Source organism: Methylobacterium sp. CCH5-D2 (genome assembly GCF_001556475.1).
Lineage (GTDB): Bacteria > Pseudomonadota > Alphaproteobacteria > Rhizobiales > Beijerinckiaceae > Methylobacterium > Methylobacterium hispanicum.
The window spans coordinates 22,994-43,127 of the sequence record NZ_LSIX01000618.1; the positions used below are offsets into that span (position 1 = coordinate 22,994).

Consider the following 20,134-nt stretch of genomic DNA (forward strand, 5'->3'; position numbering starts at 1 on the left):
TTCCTCGCGCGTCATCGTCATTCCTCGCAGCCCTGAGGATCGGGAGCGGTGTGAACTTTGTCAACACGCGGGGGCTTGATGCGTTCGGCCCTCCATGCCTTTCGCCCGTGCCGCAGGGGCGTCTCCGTCACGCCATAGCCAGCAGACACAACGGCGCGGCGCCAGATTTCATATTTTAGAAGCGCACGCGGCGATAGATCATCGTCGTACGTGAACCAAACGAGGTCATCCGGTTTCAAGCCGAGAAGCAGCAGGCGAATAGCCCGGCGCGTGTTGTAGACGATCGCCGATCGCTGGTGTACATCGAAAATTCTTTGCGTCTCCCGTCCGCTCCAATACGTATAAAAACTGCCCGTTGCGGCGCGGGTTTCGAGGATGTGAAAGTACAACTCCAAATCCCCGCCGGGCAGGGAGTCTAGGCCAACAACGCCTGTGTAGAGTAGCCCTGCGACGGGGTTCGATCCGATGTCTATAACGACCGAACCCAACTTGCCGTCAGGCAGGAGGCGCAAGGGCAGGCGGACAACCGGGACACGCCTAGCTCGCGAGTAGCCCACTTTGCGCCCGGCTCGCCCGCCGCCGACGCGCCTGCCATGAAGCTGGACGGGCAAGGCCTCTAGCCCCGCACGGGCGCGCCGCCCTGCAGGTGCGCGGCCAACTTCTGGATGTCGTCCCATCCGATGATGGCGAAGCCATCGAGCGTGATGTCTAGCCAAGCCGGCGCCGGATCCAACGCGGCGAACTCATGGGCCCACCGAACGCAGTCGGCGAGCGTCCCGTCGCGGTTCGGGAGCGGGAAGCTCGGTGGCCAGACCACCAGCTTGGCAGCTTGGCCGAAGGGGATCGGGTCGGCCTGGAAAATGGAGCGCATAACCAGACCCGTCGCGAGTTTTCGGCGTGCTCGGTGCGTCCGTTACGCCCGCGTGCGTGCCGGCTCAGGCGGAGCAGGCACCCTGCCATGCATCATCCGGTCCGTTCGGCGCATCGTCGTGGCAAGGGCGCCCTTTGCCAGGGCGTCGCGCTCTTTCCGCGCAGCATCGACCTGGGCAGCGCTTCGCATGACTGCGCGCCGCGACAGAAGGGCGAGGACCAGCGCCAGGGCCGGCGGGACAGCGAGGTAGAGGTAGGACCACTCCATCAGCGGAGACTTTCGAGCATCGTGCGCGCCCACCAATGTAGTGCACCCGAGACCAAGGTCCAAACGACCATCGTGAGCAGGGTTAGCTGACCGGGAGGGGGCGCAGCCGCGAGGGGGTAGCTGAGCCCGACAAGGGGCAGCACGACGCCTCCTCCGAACAGGCCGAGCGCCGTGGTGTTGATCGTGGTGGCCGAGAGCTTGGCCTTCTCGTTGTGGATCGCCGTCAGGCGCGCCAGCGCCGCGTTCGCCTCGTTCAGGCGCTCGATCTCGATAAGCCGGAGGTCTTCCCTCTGGGACTCGGGCTGGGCGGTGCCGGTCACGCCTGAGGGTCTTTCAGGCGGACGCCTGCGCCCTCAGCCCCTCCTGGAATGAAGGCGATGCCCGCCGATTCAAGGGCGGCCTGAAGGTCGTCAACCGTCCGCTCTCTCACCTGCCGCTTCGCTTGCTCAAAATCGGCAATGGCCGCGCGCGAGACCTTGCTGGCCGCAGCAAGATCCTCGCGGCTCCAGTCCAAAAGCGCTCGCGCCGCTCGACACTGAGCCCCGGTTATCGTCTTTTCGTCGGAATTCATGCAAAATGACTTGCCAAGGCCGGTTTCAGTCGATATAACTGAAATCACACGAACCGCCAAGGCTCTTCTGATGCCCCGCACCCTCTCCTGGAATAACGCCCTTCGCGGCCTCCACGCTGACCGCGCCGCTGTCGTCCCTGGTCTCGCCGGTGCCCGCGCCATGGTCCAGACCTTCGCCCGCACCCGCGGCGCGCTGGTCGTCGCCGGCCAGTTCGATCGCAAGGCGATCATGGCTCACGCTGCCGCCGCCGCGAAGCTCCACCAGCGCCGGTACGGCGGCACCTGGGCCGAGGCGATGTCCGTCGCGCTTCGCGCCTCGTGGCAGGCCGCGCGCGCCGTGCGCCCGGCAACCCGGCACTGAGGGGAAGGCACGATGGCCGAACACACCATGCAGACCTCGCTCACCGTGTCCCTCGGGCACGGCGAAGACCGCGAGTTCGATCTGAGCGTCACCTACCGCTTCATCCCTGGCTACCCGGCAACGCGGGACGAGCCCGGCGCCGACCACGATGCGGACATTCTGTCGGTTCGGCTGGTCGCGCCCGGTTCGGACGCCAGCCTGCCGGTCCCGGAGTGGATGGACGCCCTCCTGCGGAACGATGAGATCCTGCGGACCTGTCTGGCGATGGACGGCCGCGAGCGCGAGGCCGCGGCCCGCGAAGACGCGCAGTCTCACTGAGGGGGAGGAGCCGATGTCCTCTCTCGCCGATCGCTCCCGCGCCCGCCGCCGCCCGCCGAGCCGGGCCGAGGTGGAAACGATGATCGAGACCCTGATCGCCTACCTCGACGTGCTCGACGGGGATCCAGATCTCGAGACCGAGGAACCTGAAGCCGGCGCCCGCGAGTGGTGCGGCTCTGGCGCCCACCGCTTCGATGTCGGGGCGGAGTCCTAGCACCGCCCACCAACACAGATCCGGCCGCAGGGCCGGAAGCGCCCAGCGGCCATGTAGAGAGTGAGACCCACTACGCGCCTGCCGCCGGGCGCACACCAACCCTGAGATCCGGCTTCGGCCGGAAGCGGTCGGCGGCCAGGTGAATCATGGCCCCAACGGGACGTTGCCGCCGACCGCACCCCGAACCCAACCGATCCACCAAGCCGAGCCCCGCCGGGAGCCCGACCCATGCCCCATGTCCCGACCCACGCCGACCCGATCCAAGGCGCCATCACCGACCACCGGAAGGCATGGGCTGCGTTTCAGGTCGCCCCGGCCGGCAATCCGTCACTGGTCGCGGAGCAGACGCTCGATGGGACGCTGAGCACCCTCCTGCTCACACCCTGCAAAAGCCGAGGCGGCGCGGTGGCCCTCCTGCAGCACCTTCAGTGGTGGATCGCCGAAGAGGCGCCCTACGCAGACTCGTTCGCCCCGCTCTACGCATTCGCGGAGACCCGGGCCGCCGATCTGGCGCTGTTCCTGAACGCGCAGCCGCCCGCCGACGTCGAGCGCGAGGCGGAGGCCCGCCGCGTCGCCCACGCGCCGCGCCCGCCGGGCCCGCCCGCCAACGACCTCTGCACCTTCCGCGATCCGCGGCCTGCCTCGTAGCGCGCCGTCTCGCCCGTCTGCCTGCCCCTCAAGCCTCAGGAGCCATCCATGCGAACCGCTATGTCCCGCCGCGGCCTTCTGACCGTCGCCGCCCTGCCGGCCCTGGCCGCGCCCACGTTCGCCGCCTTGGCGGACGTCCAGCCCGACGCGGCGCTGATCCGCGACTGCGACCGCGCAATCGCTATGCACGACGAGACGAGCCAGCGCGCGATCAATGAGAACTGGTCCGACGAGCGGCTTGAAGAGGCGTGCGACGAGTTCAACGTCCTCGCTGAAGGGATCATCGCTACACCCGCCCTCACGCAGGCCGGGTTGCGCGCCAAGGCACGGATCGTCGCGCAACAGGTCACGGCCTATGCCAGCGACACGCCGGACCAGAGCGAGCGCTTCGCGCTCAGCCTGCTCCGCGATCTCGGCGCCGAGCCGCCCCGCCGCGAGGCGAGCGCCGCGCAGTAGGGCGCGCACCGTCCCGCCCGTCACCCCTCAATTCTCGACACCCCGGAGCCAAGGAGGCCCACCGATGTCCCTTCTGCCCCATAGCACCGATAACGTGATCCGCCTCGCGCAGGTCGGGCTCCGCCCGCAGGCGCCTGCGCCCGAGCCCAAGGCCGGAGACCTGATGGTCGATGAGCGGGCGTGGTGCGACAAGCACCTGAGCACCACACTCGGCGCCGCCCGCATCGTCTCGATGCCGCGCGCCGACCTGATGACGAACCTCGCCGCCCTGCGCGAGAGCGGCCCGGCTGAGATGCCCGGCGTGCTCGGCGACATCGGCGCCACGATCCTTGAGCTTGAGCGCATGGTCGGCATGCTCAGTCTCGCACAGGATCGGATCTACTCCACCGTCGCCGCCTTGATCGCGGCAGAAGCCGCGGAGGTGCGCCAGTGAGCGCCGCAGGGCTGAGCCCTGCCCGCCGCGGCTTCCTCCGAGGCCTCGTCTCGCTCCCGCTCATCGGCGGCGGCGTGACGCTCATCGGCGCGCCCACGGCCGTCGCCCAGCCCGTCACACCTGGGCTTCTCGACGCCTACGCGGATTGGCTGGCCGTCGAGTACGGCGAGACCCTGATCGAGCGGAACGGGATGCAGCACCGCGAGGACTACAGGCAGTCTCTCGCGATCATGAAGTTCCGGCGCGAGTGGTGCCAGGAGAACCCGACGCTCAACGCGGCGGGCAATAGGTTCCTGTCGCCGCCCGCCACGCTGCCGAGCGCGCGCGCTGCCGTCGTGCTGGCTGCGGCGGGCCAGAACTGGCGGGAGGGCGGACGATGAGCCGCCCCTTCAACCGCCGCGGGCTACTCGGCGCCTTCGCGCTCGCGCCGCTCACCGCCGCACCCGCGCTGGCGACCGCCCACCCTGACGCCGAGATACTGAGGCTTGAGCGGCAGTGGCGCCAAGCCGGCGAGGTGCTTGCGGACTCGCTGCGCGAACTCAACGCCGCGCGTGACATCGTTCACCCCGTACTTTCGGAGTGGCCCGCCTCCCTGGCTCGGACCCCGTGGGAGCAGCGGCAGGACGACTGTCTCAACAACGTGTTCGTCCGGATGCGCGTGCGGTTCCGCTGGACCCCGCCACGAGACGAAAGCGGGTTCAGCGCAGCAGTGTGGACGGGGGCAGGCCTCCGCCGTGCCATCGCGGGGGCTGTGCCGCACCTGGGGCGTGGCGGGCTCACGCCGCATCGCATCCGCAGATGGAAGGCACTGCTCCCGCAGGCGGACGCTTTCGACAGCAGGGTTGAGGCCGCGGAAGCCCGCGCAGGGCTGAAGGCCGCCGAGGCTAGGAAGCGGGAGGCTGAGCGCGTGCGGGGGGAGGCCACCGGGGCGCTCTCGGCGTGTGTCGCCACCACCCCAGAAGGATTGGCGGCCCTGGTCCGCGTCGTCGGCGGGTATCGGTGGAAGGATGAGGGCGGCGCGTGGCCGAACCTTCTCCGTAGCGCCGCCATCGTGTCGGGCGTCGGTCTCGATGCGCTGGAACACCAGCACGCCTCTCTGCGCGGCCCTGAGGTGGCTGCCGCCCCCGCCCCGCAGCGCAAGTCCGGTGCGCGCAGCTAGTCGCGCCTCGCTCCCTCGCACCTCTGGAGCCCACACCATGGGATCAATGAATCACGCTCCATCGCGCCGGGGCATGCTGGCGGGCCTCGCGGCCGCGCCGCTGGCCGCGCTGCCGATCGCCACGGCAGCATTCGCCCTGAACCCCGATACTGCCCTCCTGGCGCTCGGCCGGCGCTGGCGCGAGGCGGTTGCTGCACGCGAGGCCGTCAGCGAGCATGCGGATGCGTGTGCAACCGCCGCGCACCGCGCCGCGCCGGGACTTCCCGAGGCCGTGCTGTACCGGGAGGGCGATGACGCCCTCGACATCGCCCACTTCACCTCAGCCCGCGGCGACGGGCGGCGCTGGTACAGCGTCGGCACCAGCGCCTGTGACGGGAAGGCATCTTGGATGCGGGCGATGGTGCATGGGCCGCAGACGCCGCGCGCGGTGCGCGCGACCGAGATCGTCGCAGCGTTCGATGCGTGGCGCGCCGCCTGCCAAGCCACACACGACGCATGCGGGCTGACGGCCGCGGATTCGGCTTGGGAGGAGGCCTGCGAGCGCGTCAGCGAGATCGAAGACCACATCAGCGCAGCGACCGCCCACACGCCTGCTGGGCTTGCCGTGAAGGCGCGCATCGCTGAGCAGGACATAGAGGCCGGCAACAAGCCTGCCCAAGCCCTGCTGGCCGGTCTCGTGCGCGACGTTCTCGCCATCGCTGAACCGGCCGGATCGTAGGGGAGGGGATGGCTATGGCCACCGCATCGCAACGAAATTCGTCGGCTGACGCTGTTGCCCAAGCCGCCCGCGCCGCGCTGAAAACGGCCAATGGCGATGTCCGCACCGCTTCGGTCGCGCTCGAGGCGCGCGTGCGCCGGGATCGCGCCTTGCGGGACGCGCTCACCGATCCCTTGCTCGCCACCGCCTGCTACACGGCCGTGGCCGTTCAAGTCCGGCAGGCTCGGCGTTCGGTTTGGGCTGCACCCGCGGCGTCCCGCCAAGAGGCCGCGGCCGCGCCTCAGCGACGGGCCCCGGAGGATGCGCGCCGAGTCGCTCAGCTCGCGGCCGGCACGCTGGCCATGTTCCCGTTACCCGGCGGCAAGCGCCTCGGTGAGGCGACCCGGGAGGAGATTGCCGCGGCGGCCTCGTTCTACGAGGCGCAGAGCGCGGACATGGCGGACAAAGCCCGATGGCTCCGCCTGATCGCCCAGAGCGTGCCGCACGCGAAGAAGGTCGGCGACGTGCTCAACGAGCGCCGCTTGCGCGAATTGCAGACGGAGGCGCGTCGTGGATAGGATCGAGTTGCCGGGCAAGCCCCGGCGCGGCCGGGCGGCCAGAAGGGATTTGTCCCCCAATGATGGCACGCCGCCCGCCGCACCCCATTCCGAGATCGGCGCCAGCGCCGATCGCGAGGCCGGCCACTGTTCCGATGCGCCCCATAGAAGCGCTGCCGGTCTCGCACCCCATTCAGAGATCGTCAGCCGCGAGGCTGGCGAGGGCGAGGTCGGCCCTTCGTCCTGCGAACCCCAAGTACCGCCTGCCGACCTCGCCGACCAAATCGCCGAGCTCCGTGAGCAGTGGCGCCGCCGCCAAGCCTGGCATCGCGCTGAGAAGGCGCTGACGCTTCAGGCCAAGGCGCTGTGCCGCCGCCTCGCGGAGGGCGGTGACAAGGCGGAAGCGGATCGCATCTACGGCGCCGCCTACGGCAAGGGCTCGCATCCTCTGGCCGACATCGCCCTCGCGGCGACCTTCCCGTTAACCGAGGCACGGGACAGCATCGCGAAGCACCGGGCGGCCGTGGAGAAGCGGCTCGTCAAGCTGGCGAAGGCGCTCCCGGTCGCGCCGTGGGTCGAGGGTACGCGCGGCGTCGGGCTGCTCTCGCTAGCAGCGATCGTGGGCGAGGCCGGCGATCTCGGCGCCTACGCGAACCCGGCCAAGCTATGGAAGCGCATGGGTCTGGCCATCATGCCGGATGGGCGGCAGCGGCGGACCACGGGAGCGGCGGCGCTCGACCATGGGTATTCGCCGGCGCGGCGCTCCGTCGTCTGGAATATCGGCGCCTGCATCATGAAGGCTGGCGGGCCGCTGAAAGAGATCTACGACGCACGGAAACTATACGAACTGCCGCGCGTCGAGACGAAAGGACATGCTCACAACCGCGCTCAGCGGTACGTTGAGAAGCGATTTCTTCGCTTGCTCTGGTGCGAGTGGAGAAAAGGCGGGGGCGACCACCGCGGCCCTGACACCCATAGGACGCGTGTCGCCTCCGTCACCCCCATTCCGGACGCCGCGTGAGCGGCGAGGCGGGCGCGCCCAGTGGCACTCTGGCGCCCTTATCAGGAATGGCGCGCCCGCCGCCCAACTACCCCGCCGCGAGCGCAGCCCGGCAGCTCGACGGCCCGCGGCAGCGGGCGGCGCTCCCCGCCTTCGTGAGGCGCCGCCTCGTGGAGGGCGCCTGAGTGCCCCTCCGCCACGCCCTACTGCGCCGCATCCTCAAGGGAGACGACCCATGCAGAACGTCGTGACCGTCCCGTTCCACGCCGACACCGTGTTCGCCGTCGAGCGCGCGGATGGGGTCTACATCGCCCTCAAGCCGATCGCCGACCGGCTCGGGCTCGACTGGTCCGCGCAGTACCGCCGAACCAAGCGCGATGTGGTGATGGCCCGAGGGATTGCCGTCATGGCAATACCTTCCGAGGGCGGCACGCAGGACGCGCTCTGCCTCCGCCTGCCACTCCTGCCGGGGTGGCTGTTCGGCATTGAGGTCCGCCGCGTGCGGGCCGAGTGCCGGGCCGCCGTGCTGGTCTATCAAGCCGAATGTCACGAGGCTCTTTTCCGGCACTTCTACGGCGTGGCGGACCGGGCGCCCGAGGCGCCGGACGCCCGGCGCGAGCCGCTGAAGGTGCGGCGGCAGATCGTGACGGAGGCCCGGCTGATCTTCGGGCCGCGGGCAGCTGCGGCGCTCTGGCGTTCGCTCGGCCTACCCGACGTGACGGAAATGGGCGCGCCGCCGGATCAAGGCGCGCTGCCGCTGGCACCGCCGAGCCCGCCTGCGCCTTAGGGCCACCTGACAGCGGGCCACGGGCGTCTCTGACTTCCAAATGTTCTTGTTTTGTGCTAGAGGCGAAGCTAATGGGCGCTCCACCTCCGACGATCTACACCATCTACACCATTACTAATACCGTCAATGGTAAGATATATGTAGGACGCTCCAAAGAATATGAGCGCAGAAAACAAGCTCACCTGAATTGGTCCCGTCGTGGCGACAAGCCAAGGCATCCTCTATATAACTCAATCCGCAAGTACGGTGAGGAAGTTTTCGCTTTTGAAGTGATTGCGGATCTGGCCGGGTACGAAGAGTCTTTAGCGGCTGAGAAGACTCTGATATCGGAGCTGGGGACAACCAAACGAGATCGGGGATACAACATATCCGATGGAGGTGAGGATATCCTATCTGCTATAAAAGCCAACGTCGCGCGGATAGAATTATGGAGGAAAGAGGATCCAGAAGGGTTCAAGGCTTACTATTCAGCCTTGAACAAGGCCGGCTGCGCTAGCCTGACCTTGGAGGCGAGGCAAGCAACAATACGGAAAGCCCATATAACAATGGGGCCAGCTGCAATGCGCGCCCGATTGTCAGCGACCAGAGCCGCACTGTCCCCGGCGGACCTGCGGGCCAACGCCGCGAAAGCACTCGCCACCCTCGGGCCCGAAGGTCGGAAAGCACGAGCACGCGCCGCCGTGGCCACCCTCGGTCCAGAGGGGCTAAGCGCCCGCGCCAAGAAAACGGTCGCGGCACAATCTCCCGAAGCGCGGAGCGATGCGCGCAGGCGTTCATGGAAGGCTCGGCGGGAGACATGGGCCAAACGTGCCGAACAAATCGGGCCGCCACCGACAATTACAGGTGCTCAACTGTTCGCCGCGCGGGATCAATTGGGCTGGTCACGCCCTCGACTGTACGAATTGACAGGTGTAGGGCGCGGGACGATTGAAAACTTTGAGACAGGCGTTCGGCCAATGCCAGTCCACAAGCTTGCGAAGATCGAGCGCGCCTTGACTGAGGCCGGCGTAGAAATATGTCATATTTCTGAGTTGTCTTCCGAATATACAGCCGACTTTAGTCCCCAAAACCTGCCAATTTACCGCGAGAGGGCCAAGATTACGCAGGACGCTCTCTCGGAGATATCAGGTGTTCCAGCTTGGTTGATCAGGGATTACGAGCGGGGCGCCCGACCGATGCCCGGCTACAAGCTCGCCAAGATCGAGCGGGCCCTTGTCGCGCTCGGGCTTGACCTTGCGGTGCCGATCAAGCCCGAGCCGTCCGCCCCGGCCGACTTCGGTCCAGAGGAGGTAGCGCGGCGCAGAAAGGCGCTGTCGTGGTCTCGGGTCCGCCTATCCGAGGCGTCCGGCGTCCCGGTATGGTTGATCCTCGACTATGAGCACGGCAAGCGAGGCATACCGCCGAGGAAGCTCGCTCGGATCTGGGGCGCACTCACAGCGGGCACGCAAGACTGAGGGGACCGCACCGGCCGGTCGAGCGCCGGGACCGGCTAGACCCGCCCGGACTTCTCCTGCCGGCATTACCCTTCATTGACTCTCGCGCGTTATGGGTTGGCCATGCGCGCCGTAGCCGTAATCACCATCGCTGGGCATCTCCTCTGGTCCATGTCGGCCGCTATGGCCGAAGATGCGCGCCCGCCCGGCATCTACCTGCGAGACACCATCCAGACACCAGCGGGATCTGCAGCATTCTCGGATCTGCTAAAGCAAGAAGCGAACGTGCCGCCGTGGTTGGGGAAATTTATAAGGGATGGTGATGGCATTGATATGCCATTCAGACTTGTTCGAATAGACGGCGAGAAACACTATTATTCCAGAGTATGCCGACCCCGCGCATGTTGGCAGGACGAGGTCAACATACTGTTTACCGCAGACATGGCTCATGCTTGGGGCTATCGCCTTGAGAACGGGAAGCCTCACTGGGTTGGCTACGTGCCCCCTACAGTGAAGCGCGCCATCCTCAAGGCGCAATCCGAATAGCACTAAGCATATCGGTTCTGGAACTGTCCGATCATATTGGAACGTTGTCGATTCTCAGCGCCAATTACCTGATCTGCTGCGGTCTTCGGCTCAGAGACGCCATTGACGGTCGTCGTGCGAGTTCCCTCATTGAATACTCGATTATCAATGATGGTCTTGCCTGCAGATGTTCCGCCGGCACCTAAAGGTGCAGTCTCGAACGCCGGCCGCCGCCGCCAATTGTCGACGGCATCGAGACGTGAAGGACCCTTGCCGAGAGACGTTTCAGCTTGGTCCATCCAAGCTCGCGGATAGGCGATCAGGGTTTGCTCAACCTTGCCGGCCGTGTCGAGCGCTACACGCTTCAGTCGATCAACGGCAGCATCGACCTCAGGCGAGGCCGCACTCTGCTTCCGCTCCAGGGAGGACTGAGGATCGACTAAGTTGCCATCCTTATCCCTCAACTCGAGATGAAGGTGCGGGCCTGTGGACCTACCGTCAGTGGGCCCAATTTTTCCAATTTGTCCGCCACCCTTTACCGCGTCTCCATTTCGGACGCTCGGCACAATGTGACGATATGTCGAAGAAGACCCGTCCGGGTGCCGTACGGTTACATCGCCTTCGCGGTTAATCGACACGATGCCATCGCGCATCGCCTGCACATCTGTCCCCTCGGGGGCTGCCAAGTCGATGCCGTTGTGATGCTTCATCTCGCCTGTTTTGGGATGACGGCGCATCCCGAACCGGGAGGAAAGCCGGCCCTGGCCGCCTAGAGGATGATGCCCTCTCTCAACGGCGCCGCCCTCCTCCGGCTTGCCCTTGACGATTGGGAGCCAGCCTCGTGCGTGCGCGCCCCGGTTGCCCTCCTCGCCGACCCCATACCGCTCAAACTCGCGGATTCCCTCCATCGCGTGGTCAAGGTCGCGCGGGTTGCGGAGGATCTTGCCAGCTTTCTCGGTCCGCCGGCTGTCGTAGAGCGGGTCGCCGGGCTTGGCATCGAGTTCTGCGATGGCGCCCTTCGTCTGCCAGCGTGCGTCGTAGGGGTCGCCACCCTGGTCCTCAATCCACTTCTTGATCTTGGGCCAGCGGTTCTTGTCCCATTGGAACAGGCCGGTGTGGCCGCCCGCCACCTCGTTGCGCGCACGAGGGTTGAAGGTGCTTTCGGTCTGTGCAGAGCCGAGCATGGCGGCGATCGCCTCATCGGAGTACCCTGCGGCGCTCAACTCCTCCATCATAGCCCGCGCATTCCCATTCTGCGCGAGCTTACCGATTCGGCTTGTACCGCCCCCAGCCGGATCCCCACCGAGTCCGACCTTCTCCTTCACCCAACCGAGACCTCGGCTGACGATGTTGGGCCCGCGCGCAGCGTCCTGCGAAGTCTGCCCGTAGATCCGATCTGCGATGCCCGGATCAAGCGTGCGGAGAATGCTCTCGTGCCATGACCGGGAGCCGGCGCCGCCGTCGAGGATCCCATTGTCGTTTGCCACCTTCGCCGCGACGCCGACGCCCAGGAGCGCGAGCATCCACCCCGGGGGACGCATGCTCCCGAGGGAGCCAAGGAGGCCGACGACCTTCCCGAGCGGGGCCAAAACCTTCGCCGTGAGCACCACCGCGAACGCTGCGAACGCCACGGTCAAGCCGTCCTGCCCGGTCAACGCCTTCGCCGCGCGATCGAAACCTTCCCAGAGTGACTTGAGCGCCGCTAGTAAATTCTCAACGGCCGGGGCCCATTTGTCCCAATCGACAAGATTGTCTGTCGAGCCCTCGCGCCACTTCTTATAATCGTCGTAGAGGACGACGATGGCCGCCGAGAGCGCCAACAGAGCTGCGACAGGCCCGCTCTTGAGGAAAAGCAGTGCCCCCGCAATCGCTGCCATTTGCAGAACGAAGGATCGCGTACCGGGATCGAGGCGCGTAAATGCCTCCACCAAATCCACAACACGCTTCGCGAGCCGAAGGAGCGTTTCCCCAATGTTGATTACGGATTTCGTAATCTGATCGGCGTTGTCGTGTAGGTACTTGGTGAATCGTTCGATCTGCGCAGAGAACTTGTCGAATACCGCGCCACCGATCCGGATTTTCAGGCCGTCGATAGCCGCGAACATGCGACGCATCGCATTCTCGAACACGACCGCGCCAGCCGCAGCCTTGTCCGGATCGACGCCCATCTTGGCGAGACTGTCGTTGTATTCCTTGGTGAGCTTATCTACTTCGTTGCTGCGAAGCATGCGAACGAGATCTTCATGCAGACCCATCGCATTGGCGAAGGAATTGGCCTGATGCCGCGGCTGCTCTGTAAAAGCACGCTTCAGTTCTTCGATAAGCTTTACAGTGCCGATGAGGTCGCCATTGGCATCCCGCGTCTGGACCCCAAGGTTTTTCAGCATCGTCTCATAGCCAGGGGAGTCGCGCATGTTCTTGGCGAGCGCTTCGACTGACTGAATTGCAGTCTCAGACGATACGCCCAACTGCTCCGCCGCATAGGCGAACGCCTTGAGATCTTTGACGCTGCTGTTCGTGCGCTTGCTCGTATAGTACGCACGCTCCAAGCCGGACGCGATATTGTCCACAGCCGCCGTAATACCGACCGCGGCGGCCTGGATAGCCGCCACCATCGCCAAGGAGCCCTTGACGAAAGCCGCAGTGCGGTCTTCATGGGATTGCGCAGCGCGCTTGTTGGCTGTGGTCTCGGTCTCCCGAGCCTCCGCGCTCGCCTTCGCGGCTTTCGCTTCGGCCGCCTGCTGGCGCTTCAGGTCGGCGATGTGGGCGGCGGCCCCCTTCGTCCTGACGCCGCGCTCGCGGTTGGTCTCGATGATCCGCTTCGCCGCGCCCTGCACGGTCGCCTTCGTGGCGCGCGACTCTGCCACCTCGACAGCGGACGCCACCTCGTCCGGCGCCGCCTTCGCGCGCCGGACGCTGGCCTCATCGACCTTGAAGCCAAGGGCGTAAAAGAAGTCCTGAAGTATGTTGTTCACAAATAAGCCTCAGGATCTCAACGGCCGTTGTTCTTCTCTGCGGCTGCATTGGCGCGCGCTTGATTCTCCAAAGAGATATCAATCACCTCGTTCATGCGCGCGATGTCGCAGAGGTCGAAGGTCCCGTCGAATAGGCTCTCCGCTTTGCAGAGCCCTCGCTCAACGGGGCGCCACATCCACCCCTCTTCGTCGGGGAGGGCGACGGGGTCGAACTCTACGCCGCCGCTCTCCCGCCGATCGACGTGAAAGCGTTGCCGGGCCCAAAAGGGCCGATGTTCTCCTGGATCACCTGCTGGGCGATCGCGAGCATCTCCAGGGCGGAGAGATCGTTGAACATCAGACCCGCGCCCTTGCGGTAGAGCAGGGACCACGTCGGCTGCGCCTCGCTGCCCTGACGGCGCGAGACCACCGCGAAGCACTTGTTGAGGACGTACTCCGAGTCCTCGTCCGACATCGCGCCGACCGCCTTGGCGATCGGGATGGCGATGGCGGCGAGGGTATCGGTGGAGGCCTCGGGCTTCGGGGCCTCGGCCCCCTCGTCCGAGCCATCGGCGGGCGCAACCTTGGCCTGCACGAGGCTCTGGCGGGCCTCCACCAGGGCCGCGACCACAGGCGTGAGACGGCGCAGCACGTGGAACTGGGTCATGCCGTCGAGCTTGCCCGAGCGGTAGGTGTGCGATCCGACGACGAACTCGGCCATGGGGTGCTTCCTCAGATCAGGGGCTGGTCGAGGCCGTTGACGCCGAGGTTCGGGTCAATGACGATGAAGTCGAGCATCCAGTCCAGAGCCGGGCCGGACTTGCTGTAGGAGTTCTTCGGCAGCTTCACGAAGGCGCCGCGCAGACAGGTGTAGAAATCACCGCTGGCCACGTTGCCGAGGGTCAGCGTGTTGCGCCCGTGGTAGACAGCGGTGTTGGTCGTCTGGAGCTTGTAGAGCTGCAGGAGCTTCGCGTTGACCGGGCTCACCTTCAGGAGGTGGATGGTCACGCGACCGGCGCGGGTGCCGTGCAGGTTGTGCTGCCCGGCGCCGCCGGCGCCGATGATCATGGAGGACTTGTCCTCCGTCATGTCGATCTCGATGCCCTCCTCCGCGGCCGCCGCGCTCTGCGCGCTGAGGTCGAGGGAGCCGAAGGGACCGGCCAGGGTGCCGGTGAAATCGAGGAACGAGTACGCGGGCATGAGCGCGCCTCCTCAGGAAGAACGGGAACGGGTCAGGGCGGGGGCGCGCCGCGGCGTGGGCGGCGCGCCGGTCGGGCTCAGCGGTTGACCGTGAGCAGCACGTCCACGTCGTGGACGGCGCCCGCGAGCTTCACGAGCACTTGGAACGGCACGGCGTGGCGCGCCTCGCGGTCGGCCTGGGCCTGATCCGCGACGAGGCCGTAGATCACCGCGAAGCCGGTCGCGAGCATGTCGCCGGTCTCGATGGTGCCGACCGGGTCGCCGTTCCACTGGCCGGGGGCGAGCAGGCCGTTGTTGACGCCGCGCTCGCAGGCCCGCGTGATCGCGTTGGCGATCCGCATCATGCCGGCGTCGGTCTGCGGGATCTTCGTGGTCGACTGCGCGAGTTCGTTGAACACCTCGGTCTGGATCTCGGAGACGAGCCAGTCGAGACCGTGCACCTCGTCGGCGAAGGTGCCGTCCGCCATCACGCCTTGCTGGATGATGGCGGTGTCGTTGGCGTACTGGACGAAGACGTTGACGTTCTTCGCCTTCAGCGTGTTCGCCTGGGTCTGCGTCAGACGCTCGGCCTTCACGCCCGGCTCGTTCTTGAACTTGAGCGTGATGGTGGAGCGGTTGGCCTTGAAGTTGACCGTGAACATCCGCCCGATCAGCGAATTGATCGCGTGGATCGAGGAGGACGAATACTGCGAGAGGGTGCGGCGGTAGCCGAAGTCCTTCGCCACCGAGCCGAGATCGGTGTTGTTGGTCGGGTCCAGCACCGTGGTGTCGACGATGGTCGAGGCGAAGATGCGCGCGCGCTCCGAGCCCTCGATGTAGGCCGAGACCGCCATCTGGTCGTCGATCTCGGGGATGGCGTCGGTCGCCACCGTGAGGCCGTACCACTCGGACGAGGCGTCAGCGAGCGCGAGCACCGCGTCGATCAGCGCCTCGGCGGCGACGCCGGGCACCGCGAGCGCGCCCTGCGCGGCGTTCAGGCCGAACAGCGCGGCGACGTTCACGCCCGCGCTCGGCGCCACGGGGTAGAGCAGCACCGAGGCGGTGCCGGCGCTGGGCGCGGTGAGGATGAAGCGGCTCTGCACCGCGTCGAACTTCACCGTGGTGCCGGCGGCGAGCGCGGCGAGCGCCGACTGGAGAATGGAGGCGACGCCGTTGATGTTGGTCGCGCTCGAGAAGTCGAGCCCGGTGACCTCGCGCAGCGTTCCGTTGATGGAGAGCTTCAGCGCGCCGGTCTTCACCGCGGTGAAGTTCGCGAGCGCGCGCTGGGTCGGGTTGAGGATCGTGCCGCGCAGGATGCCCGCCGCATCGGTGCGCACCCAGCGGCCGACGTAGAGCACCTTCGGGCGCGGTTTCTGGCTGAAGTAGAGGTTCGCCGCCGCGAACACGGGCGAGCTCGTGCCGTGGTCGAGGCCCACCGACAGGGAATCGGTGTAGGTGCGCAGGCGCTCCTGCTGGTCGATGGCGGGGCTGTCCGTGAGGGTGAGCAGCGTGCCGAAGTTGCCGGGCTGCGCCGCGATACGGGCGAGCGACAGCGTGACGTTGACGATGTTGGAGACGGAGAGGGCCTGAACCATCAGGGCTGCGCCTTCTGTGACGAAAAGGGGAGGGCCGCGTGGCCGGTCCGGACGACGCCGCTGGCGGCGACGAGGTTGAGGACGCTGTATGTCCGGTCGATCTGGCGTCGGACGCGGAGCGACAGGTCGATGCGGCGCACCCACTGCCCGTTGGTGAGGGCGGGGGCCGCGATGGCCTTGCCGATGTCGGCAAGCGCCATGTTCGCGCGGTAGAGCGCCTCGCGGTTCTGGGGGATCGCGAGACCGTCACGCAGGCGCGCGGCGTAGCCCCAGGCGTTGGGGCCGTAGAACGAGACGAGGATCTCCACGCTCTCGTGCCGGCGCAGATGGTCCGAGCCGTCGCCCCGGCTGTCGTGGCGAACGTAGGCGTTGGCGTCGGGGGTCACCTCGGTGACGCCGAGCGCCGCCCAGTCCGCGTCCGCGGGCGGTTGCGGGGGCGGCTCGGCCTGCCAGCGCGGGCGAACCAGATCGCCGGGCAGTCCGGTGATGCCGGCGATCGCCGCCTGGATCTGATCCTCGAACGCGTCGTCCTGCGTCGGCTGCGGACCGACAGGCGCGAGGTATCCGCCGCTGGCGGATGTGTTGGCCATCGGCGGTGTCTCGCGTCGGGGGAGGGGAGCGTCAGACCGGCTGGGCGGTCAGGTCGGTCAGCGTGCAGACGGCGGCGCAGAAGCCGGAGCCGTAGGGGCTGAAGTCGGACAGGGCCGAGACCGTGTAGAGCGCGCCGAGGTACTCGATCCGATCGGCCGCCGAGCGCTCGGTCTGCACCGAGAGCTTGGTGCGGGTGTAGACCGCGATGGCGCCGCTCGCCCGCGCGCCGTCCGGCAGCAGGTCGAGCATCGAGCCCGAGGCCGGCATTGCCACACCCTCCAGGGGCGTGCGCGCCGACGTGGTGCGGGTGCGCCCGTTCTCGCCGATCCCCTGCGCCCGGGTGAGCAGGAACAGCGTGCCGGGCTCGGCCGCGAAGTCGGGATCGTCGATGAGTTCGGAGGCGTCGAGGAGGGGCATCGGCTACTCCCCGCGCGGCCGGATGACGTAGGTGATGGAGTTCCGGAGTTGCCCGGTGTCGATCAGGGGCTTGGCGTTCGTGAGCGTCGGGGCCTCGCCCTTCGCTCGCGCCTTCAGTTCCTTGATCGCGCCCTTGCGCCCGCGGGCGGCGCGCGCCCGCAGCGTGCGCTCGGACAGCGGCGGGGCGATGCCCTCGTTGATCTTGCCCCGGATGGCGTTCTGCGCCGCGAGTCCGGCCATGTGCTGCGCCCGGATCATGCCCGCCTCGTCGCCGATCAGCGCCTGCTGACCCGCAAGAGCGTACGCCTTCGTGATGGCGCCCTCCCCCTCGGCGATCCCGGGCGCCATGAAGGGACGGGCCGGGATGTTCTGCTCCGGCATGCCGGTGTCGTGGATGTAGGCCAGCGCCGCGTTGTTCGGGCGCTCGCCTGTCTCCCCGGGCTCGGACGGGCGCTCGGCCTTCTCGGCCGGCACGCCGACGAGCACGTCCGTGCGGGTCAGCGCGCGCACGTTCTTCAGCACCCCGGCGAGGCCGGGGCCCTTGGCCGTTACGGTCACAGTTGCGCCCCGCCCGCACCGAACATGCGCATCAGTTGATAGAACTGAACGCCGTAGGGGGTGGTGTTCCAGTTGCCTGCACCGGCGATCGTGCCCGCCCCCGTGTCGTAGCTCACCGAGAGCTTGTCGATGGACTTCGACGCGACGACGCCAACGCTTGCCGCGCCGCCCTTCGCGGCAGCTTTCGCGCTCGCACGGCCCGAGACGAGCTTGTGCGCGGTGTAGAGGGCGAGGCCCTGGTCGAGGAGTTCGGCCCAGCGCCCGGGATCGAGTTGCAGCGACGCCTGCTTCAACCAGAAGTCGATCGCCGCGTCCGGGTAGATCGCGGCGTCACCGAACTCGGTGAAGAGGGCCCGGAAGGTGGGCCGGTCCATCGTCAGGCGGCCCGACGGGCCTTGGACGGGGTGGGGTCGGTGGCCGGCTCGGCCGAGGGCGCCTCGGCGCTCGCAGCGGGCGTGCTGGCCTCGCTGATGAGCGCGTGGGCGGCCTCCAACTCACCGGTCAGGCGGGCGATCTCGGCCTTGGCCGCATCGCGCTCGGTGACCAGGGCATCGCGGGCGGCAACAGCCGCGTCACGCTCGGCCACGGCGGCGTCGCGCTCGCTGCCCGCATCCTTCAGGCTCTCGACCTGGCGGCGCAGCATGGCGAACTCGCCCGGATCCACGACGCCATCCGGCAACTCCTCTGGCTCGCCGCAGTGCAGCTTGGTGAACCAGTGATCGGCGTGCTCGTCCGGCACGTTGCGGTGGGTGCCGACCGAGTAGGGAACGCGCTCGCCGCCGGTGAGGGCCAGGACGAATGCCTTGATGACGTGGATGGTCTTCATGTCGGGATCCCAGGAGGACGCAGGCTTGACGGGAGCGGCGCCCGCGACGGGCCGCTGGCAAAGGGACTAAGCGAATCGTGCGTCGGCAAAGGGCGCGAGAGGCGGGCACAGGGAACCCCATGCCCGCCGCCGCAAAGCGCGGCGCGACGGCTTACATGCCGTCGGCGTAGGCGACCGTCTCCGGGTACACGAACTCCACGGCGCCGAGGCGGCCGTAGTAAGTCGTGATCTGGTAGAGGGAGCGGTACTCCAGCGGGGTGCGCTGCAGGGGCACCATCGGGAACCGCACGCGGTTCTTCTGCTGGGTGTAGGCCAGCATGCGGTCGGTGCCGCCGACGCCGCGGCCCGTGAGCCACTTCACCGGCTGGATGTCGAGCGGGCGACCGTTCTGGGCGTTCGCGATGCAGTTCTGCTTCACGTACTCCAGCACCGAGATGTTGCCGGCCTCGGAGACCTTGCGGCTCACGAGGTAGCTGAACTTCAGCGGCGCGAGCAGGAGCTTGCTCGGCACGACCGAGTAGCCGGTGGCGGTCCACGACGCGGTGAGCACGTCGTTGATGTCCGCCACGATCTCGTCGGCGGTCTTGTTGCGCCACAGCGGCGAGGCGGCGGCGCCGTTGGCCACGTTGGAGGCAGCGACCAGCGGCGAGTTGGCCAGACCGAACATGCCGAGCTCGGCATCGCCGATGTAGACCTGCTCGTCGATGTCCATGTCGTGCTTGATCGACAGGCCGGTGTACTTCTGCGCGTCGATCGGCCGGCCGGCGCGGATGGCCGACTCCAGCTCGGGCAGGGAGTATTTCAGCTCCTGCGCCCAGATCGGCAGCGGGTTGGCCGTCTTGCCGATGTCGAGCGCGATGCCGGCGATCTGGTTGGCGGCCTTCGAAGCCCAGGACTTGCCGCCCGGGGTGGTGCCGCCGACCGAGGCGAAGGTCGAGTTGGTGAAGCTCGACACCTCGTCGCCCATCGACACGTCCTCGCGGAGGTCGATGTCACGACCCCAGGTCGTGGCGTAGAGCGGGGCGTGATCCTCCTGGTCGAGCCGCTCGAGCTCGCCGATGAGGAAGGCGCCGGTCGAGTCGATCGTCCGGCGGTCGTAGGTCTGGAAACCGCTGTCGAGCGTGCGGGCGCGGACCAGGGCGGGGGCGGCCAGGGTCAGGGCGGCGGCCGAGACGCCCACGATGTTGCGAGTGTGGAACATGGAGGTCAGGTTCCCGGGGATCAGATGTTGAACTCGAGCTCGGTCACGGCGCCGGCGTCGGCCGGACCCGCGAAGGTCGTGGTCGCGGGCAGCGCGATGGTGTTCGTGCTGTCGGCCGCGGCCTCGAAGCCGCCGATCGGCTTGCCAGCCGCCGGGGCGGCGATGCGCACGTAGACCGTGCCGCCCTTCACTGCCGGGGCGGTGCCGCCGAGCAGGATCGAGATGCGACCGCGGCGCAGGACGTTGCAGTGGCCGGAGGTCGGCGGGACCGCGGCGCCCAGCGCGTTCTGCGAGGACTGCGTCGGGAAGGGGCGCACCAGCACGCCGGCGACGACGGCGGCGGTGTCACCCGCGCCGACCGGCACGAACTTGCCGGCGACGAACTTGCCGGGCAGGCCGTAGGCCGGGAACGGAGCGCTGCTGTCGTAGTTGCCCGGCGCGACGTCGGCGGACTCGGCGCGGGTCACGTCGCCGGGGATGCCGGCGGCCATCCGGTAGAGGAAAGCGACCATGTCA

29 protein-coding genes are annotated in these 20,134 nt (G+C 67.5%); 13 read left to right on the plus strand and 16 right to left on the minus strand.

Annotated features, from left to right (window positions below; all coding sequences use genetic code 11):
* Positions 1-17 precede the first annotated feature (17 nt).
* The 4 genes from AX737_RS33300 to AX737_RS15840 all read right to left on the minus strand — a co-directional run bounded on the left by AX737_RS33300 (position 18) and on the right by AX737_RS15840 (position 1,790).
* Entirely contained in the window at positions 18-389 is a 372-nt protein-coding gene (locus tag AX737_RS33300; protein WP_156453758.1) for a hypothetical protein, read from the minus strand.
* Between the two features lie 227 nt (positions 390-616).
* A complete protein-coding gene (locus AX737_RS15825; protein ID WP_066922849.1) occupies positions 617-871 on the minus strand; it encodes a hypothetical protein in 255 nt (84 codons plus the stop codon).
* A gap of 266 nt (positions 872-1,137) precedes the next feature.
* On the minus strand, positions 1,138-1,458 hold the full coding sequence (locus AX737_RS15835; RefSeq protein WP_066922855.1) for a hypothetical protein: 321 nt from the start codon (positions 1,456-1,458) through the stop codon (positions 1,138-1,140).
* Positions 1,455-1,790 (minus strand): helix-turn-helix transcriptional regulator, encoded by a 336-nt coding sequence (locus tag AX737_RS15840; RefSeq protein WP_245293459.1) that lies wholly within the window; start codon positions 1,788-1,790, stop codon positions 1,455-1,457. Before AX737_RS15840 ends, AX737_RS15835 begins: the two co-directional genes overlap by 4 nt.
* Before the next feature lie 79 nt (positions 1,791-1,869).
* Between AX737_RS15840 and AX737_RS15845 the strand changes: the two genes are divergently transcribed.
* From AX737_RS15845 to AX737_RS32140, 13 genes are all read left to right on the plus strand, one after another.
* Positions 1,870-2,070 carry a hypothetical protein gene (locus AX737_RS15845; protein WP_245293460.1) on the plus strand — a complete coding sequence of 67 codons (201 nt, stop codon included), beginning with the start codon at positions 1,870-1,872 and terminating at the stop codon, positions 2,068-2,070.
* A gap of 12 nt (positions 2,071-2,082) precedes the next feature.
* Complete coding sequence (locus AX737_RS15850) at positions 2,083-2,388, plus strand: hypothetical protein (protein WP_066922861.1); 306 nt, start codon at positions 2,083-2,085, stop codon at positions 2,386-2,388.
* Positions 2,389-2,401: 13 nt separating this feature from the next.
* Positions 2,402-2,602, plus strand: coding sequence for a hypothetical protein (locus AX737_RS15855; RefSeq protein ID WP_066922863.1), 201 nt, complete (start codon positions 2,402-2,404; stop codon positions 2,600-2,602).
* A 228-nt stretch (positions 2,603-2,830) separates the two neighbouring features.
* Entirely contained in the window at positions 2,831-3,250 is a 420-nt protein-coding gene (locus tag AX737_RS15860; RefSeq protein WP_066922865.1) for a hypothetical protein, read from the plus strand.
* A 48-nt stretch (positions 3,251-3,298) separates the two neighbouring features.
* A complete protein-coding gene (locus AX737_RS15865) occupies positions 3,299-3,706 on the plus strand; it encodes a hypothetical protein (protein WP_156453759.1) in 408 nt (135 codons plus the stop codon).
* Between the two features lie 64 nt (positions 3,707-3,770).
* A complete protein-coding gene (locus AX737_RS15870; protein ID WP_066922872.1) occupies positions 3,771-4,139 on the plus strand; it encodes a hypothetical protein in 369 nt (122 codons plus the stop codon).
* On the plus strand, positions 4,136-4,519 hold the full coding sequence (locus AX737_RS15875) for a hypothetical protein (RefSeq protein WP_066922873.1): 384 nt from the start codon (positions 4,136-4,138) through the stop codon (positions 4,517-4,519). Before AX737_RS15870 ends, AX737_RS15875 begins: the two co-directional genes overlap by 4 nt.
* Positions 4,516-5,298: a hypothetical protein gene (locus AX737_RS15880; protein ID WP_066922875.1), complete on the plus strand. Its 783-nt coding sequence runs from the start codon at positions 4,516-4,518 to the stop codon at positions 5,296-5,298. The genes AX737_RS15875 and AX737_RS15880 overlap by 4 nt, the downstream gene beginning before the upstream one ends.
* A 73-nt stretch (positions 5,299-5,371) precedes the next feature.
* A complete protein-coding gene (locus AX737_RS15885; protein ID WP_066922877.1) occupies positions 5,372-6,016 on the plus strand; it encodes a hypothetical protein in 645 nt (214 codons plus the stop codon).
* A 14-nt stretch (positions 6,017-6,030) separates the two neighbouring features.
* Positions 6,031-6,573 (plus strand): hypothetical protein, encoded by a 543-nt coding sequence (locus AX737_RS15890; RefSeq protein ID WP_156453760.1) that lies wholly within the window; start codon positions 6,031-6,033, stop codon positions 6,571-6,573.
* Positions 6,566-7,573 (plus strand): hypothetical protein, encoded by a 1,008-nt coding sequence (locus AX737_RS15895; protein WP_066922879.1) that lies wholly within the window; start codon positions 6,566-6,568, stop codon positions 7,571-7,573. The genes AX737_RS15890 and AX737_RS15895 overlap by 8 nt, the downstream gene beginning before the upstream one ends.
* A gap of 214 nt (positions 7,574-7,787) precedes the next feature.
* Positions 7,788-8,339 (plus strand): phage antirepressor N-terminal domain-containing protein, encoded by a 552-nt coding sequence (locus AX737_RS15900; protein ID WP_066922880.1) that lies wholly within the window; start codon positions 7,788-7,790, stop codon positions 8,337-8,339.
* Between the two features lie 71 nt (positions 8,340-8,410).
* Positions 8,411-9,793: a GIY-YIG nuclease family protein gene (locus AX737_RS32140; RefSeq protein ID WP_082773074.1), complete on the plus strand. Its 1,383-nt coding sequence runs from the start codon at positions 8,411-8,413 to the stop codon at positions 9,791-9,793.
* Positions 9,794-10,320: 527 nt separating this feature from the next.
* Here the strand turns inward: AX737_RS32140 and AX737_RS15910 are convergent.
* The 12 genes from AX737_RS15910 to AX737_RS15960 form a co-directional block, all read right to left on the minus strand.
* Positions 10,321-13,272 carry a phage tail tip lysozyme gene (locus tag AX737_RS15910; protein WP_066922882.1) on the minus strand — a complete coding sequence of 984 codons (2,952 nt, stop codon included), beginning with the start codon at positions 13,270-13,272 and terminating at the stop codon, positions 10,321-10,323.
* 17 nt (positions 13,273-13,289) lie between these two features.
* Positions 13,290-13,448: a hypothetical protein gene (locus AX737_RS34520; protein ID WP_197430601.1), complete on the minus strand. Its 159-nt coding sequence runs from the start codon at positions 13,446-13,448 to the stop codon at positions 13,290-13,292.
* A 38-nt stretch (positions 13,449-13,486) separates the two neighbouring features.
* Complete coding sequence (locus AX737_RS15915) at positions 13,487-13,972, minus strand: phage tail assembly chaperone (protein WP_066922884.1); 486 nt, start codon at positions 13,970-13,972, stop codon at positions 13,487-13,489.
* 11 nt (positions 13,973-13,983) lie between these two features.
* Positions 13,984-14,451 (minus strand): phage protein, encoded by a 468-nt coding sequence (locus AX737_RS15920; RefSeq protein WP_066922885.1) that lies wholly within the window; start codon positions 14,449-14,451, stop codon positions 13,984-13,986.
* A gap of 77 nt (positions 14,452-14,528) precedes the next feature.
* Positions 14,529-16,025, minus strand: coding sequence for a DUF3383 domain-containing protein (locus tag AX737_RS15925; RefSeq protein WP_066922887.1), 1,497 nt, complete (start codon positions 16,023-16,025; stop codon positions 14,529-14,531).
* Positions 16,025-16,615: a hypothetical protein gene (locus AX737_RS15930; protein ID WP_066922890.1), complete on the minus strand. Its 591-nt coding sequence runs from the start codon at positions 16,613-16,615 to the stop codon at positions 16,025-16,027. Before AX737_RS15930 ends, AX737_RS15925 begins: the two co-directional genes overlap by 1 nt.
* A 31-nt stretch (positions 16,616-16,646) precedes the next feature.
* The gene (locus AX737_RS15935) at positions 16,647-17,033 is read right to left on the minus strand and encodes a hypothetical protein (RefSeq protein ID WP_066922891.1); all 387 of its coding nucleotides are present in this window, start codon (positions 17,031-17,033) and stop codon (positions 16,647-16,649) included.
* Between the two features lie 3 nt (positions 17,034-17,036).
* The gene (locus AX737_RS15940; RefSeq protein ID WP_066922893.1) at positions 17,037-17,591 is read right to left on the minus strand and encodes a hypothetical protein; all 555 of its coding nucleotides are present in this window, start codon (positions 17,589-17,591) and stop codon (positions 17,037-17,039) included.
* Positions 17,588-17,965 (minus strand): DUF4054 domain-containing protein, encoded by a 378-nt coding sequence (locus AX737_RS15945; RefSeq protein WP_066922895.1) that lies wholly within the window; start codon positions 17,963-17,965, stop codon positions 17,588-17,590. Before AX737_RS15945 ends, AX737_RS15940 begins: the two co-directional genes overlap by 4 nt.
* Before the next feature lie 2 nt (positions 17,966-17,967).
* Complete coding sequence (locus tag AX737_RS15950) at positions 17,968-18,417, minus strand: hypothetical protein (RefSeq protein WP_066922897.1); 450 nt, start codon at positions 18,415-18,417, stop codon at positions 17,968-17,970.
* Positions 18,418-18,568: 151 nt separating this feature from the next.
* Entirely contained in the window at positions 18,569-19,618 is a 1,050-nt protein-coding gene (locus AX737_RS15955; protein WP_066922899.1) for a DUF2184 domain-containing protein, read from the minus strand.
* 20 nt (positions 19,619-19,638) lie between these two features.
* On the minus strand, positions 19,639-20,130 hold the full coding sequence (locus AX737_RS15960; protein ID WP_066922901.1) for a hypothetical protein: 492 nt from the start codon (positions 20,128-20,130) through the stop codon (positions 19,639-19,641).
* Between the last annotated feature and the right edge of the window lie 4 nt (positions 20,131-20,134).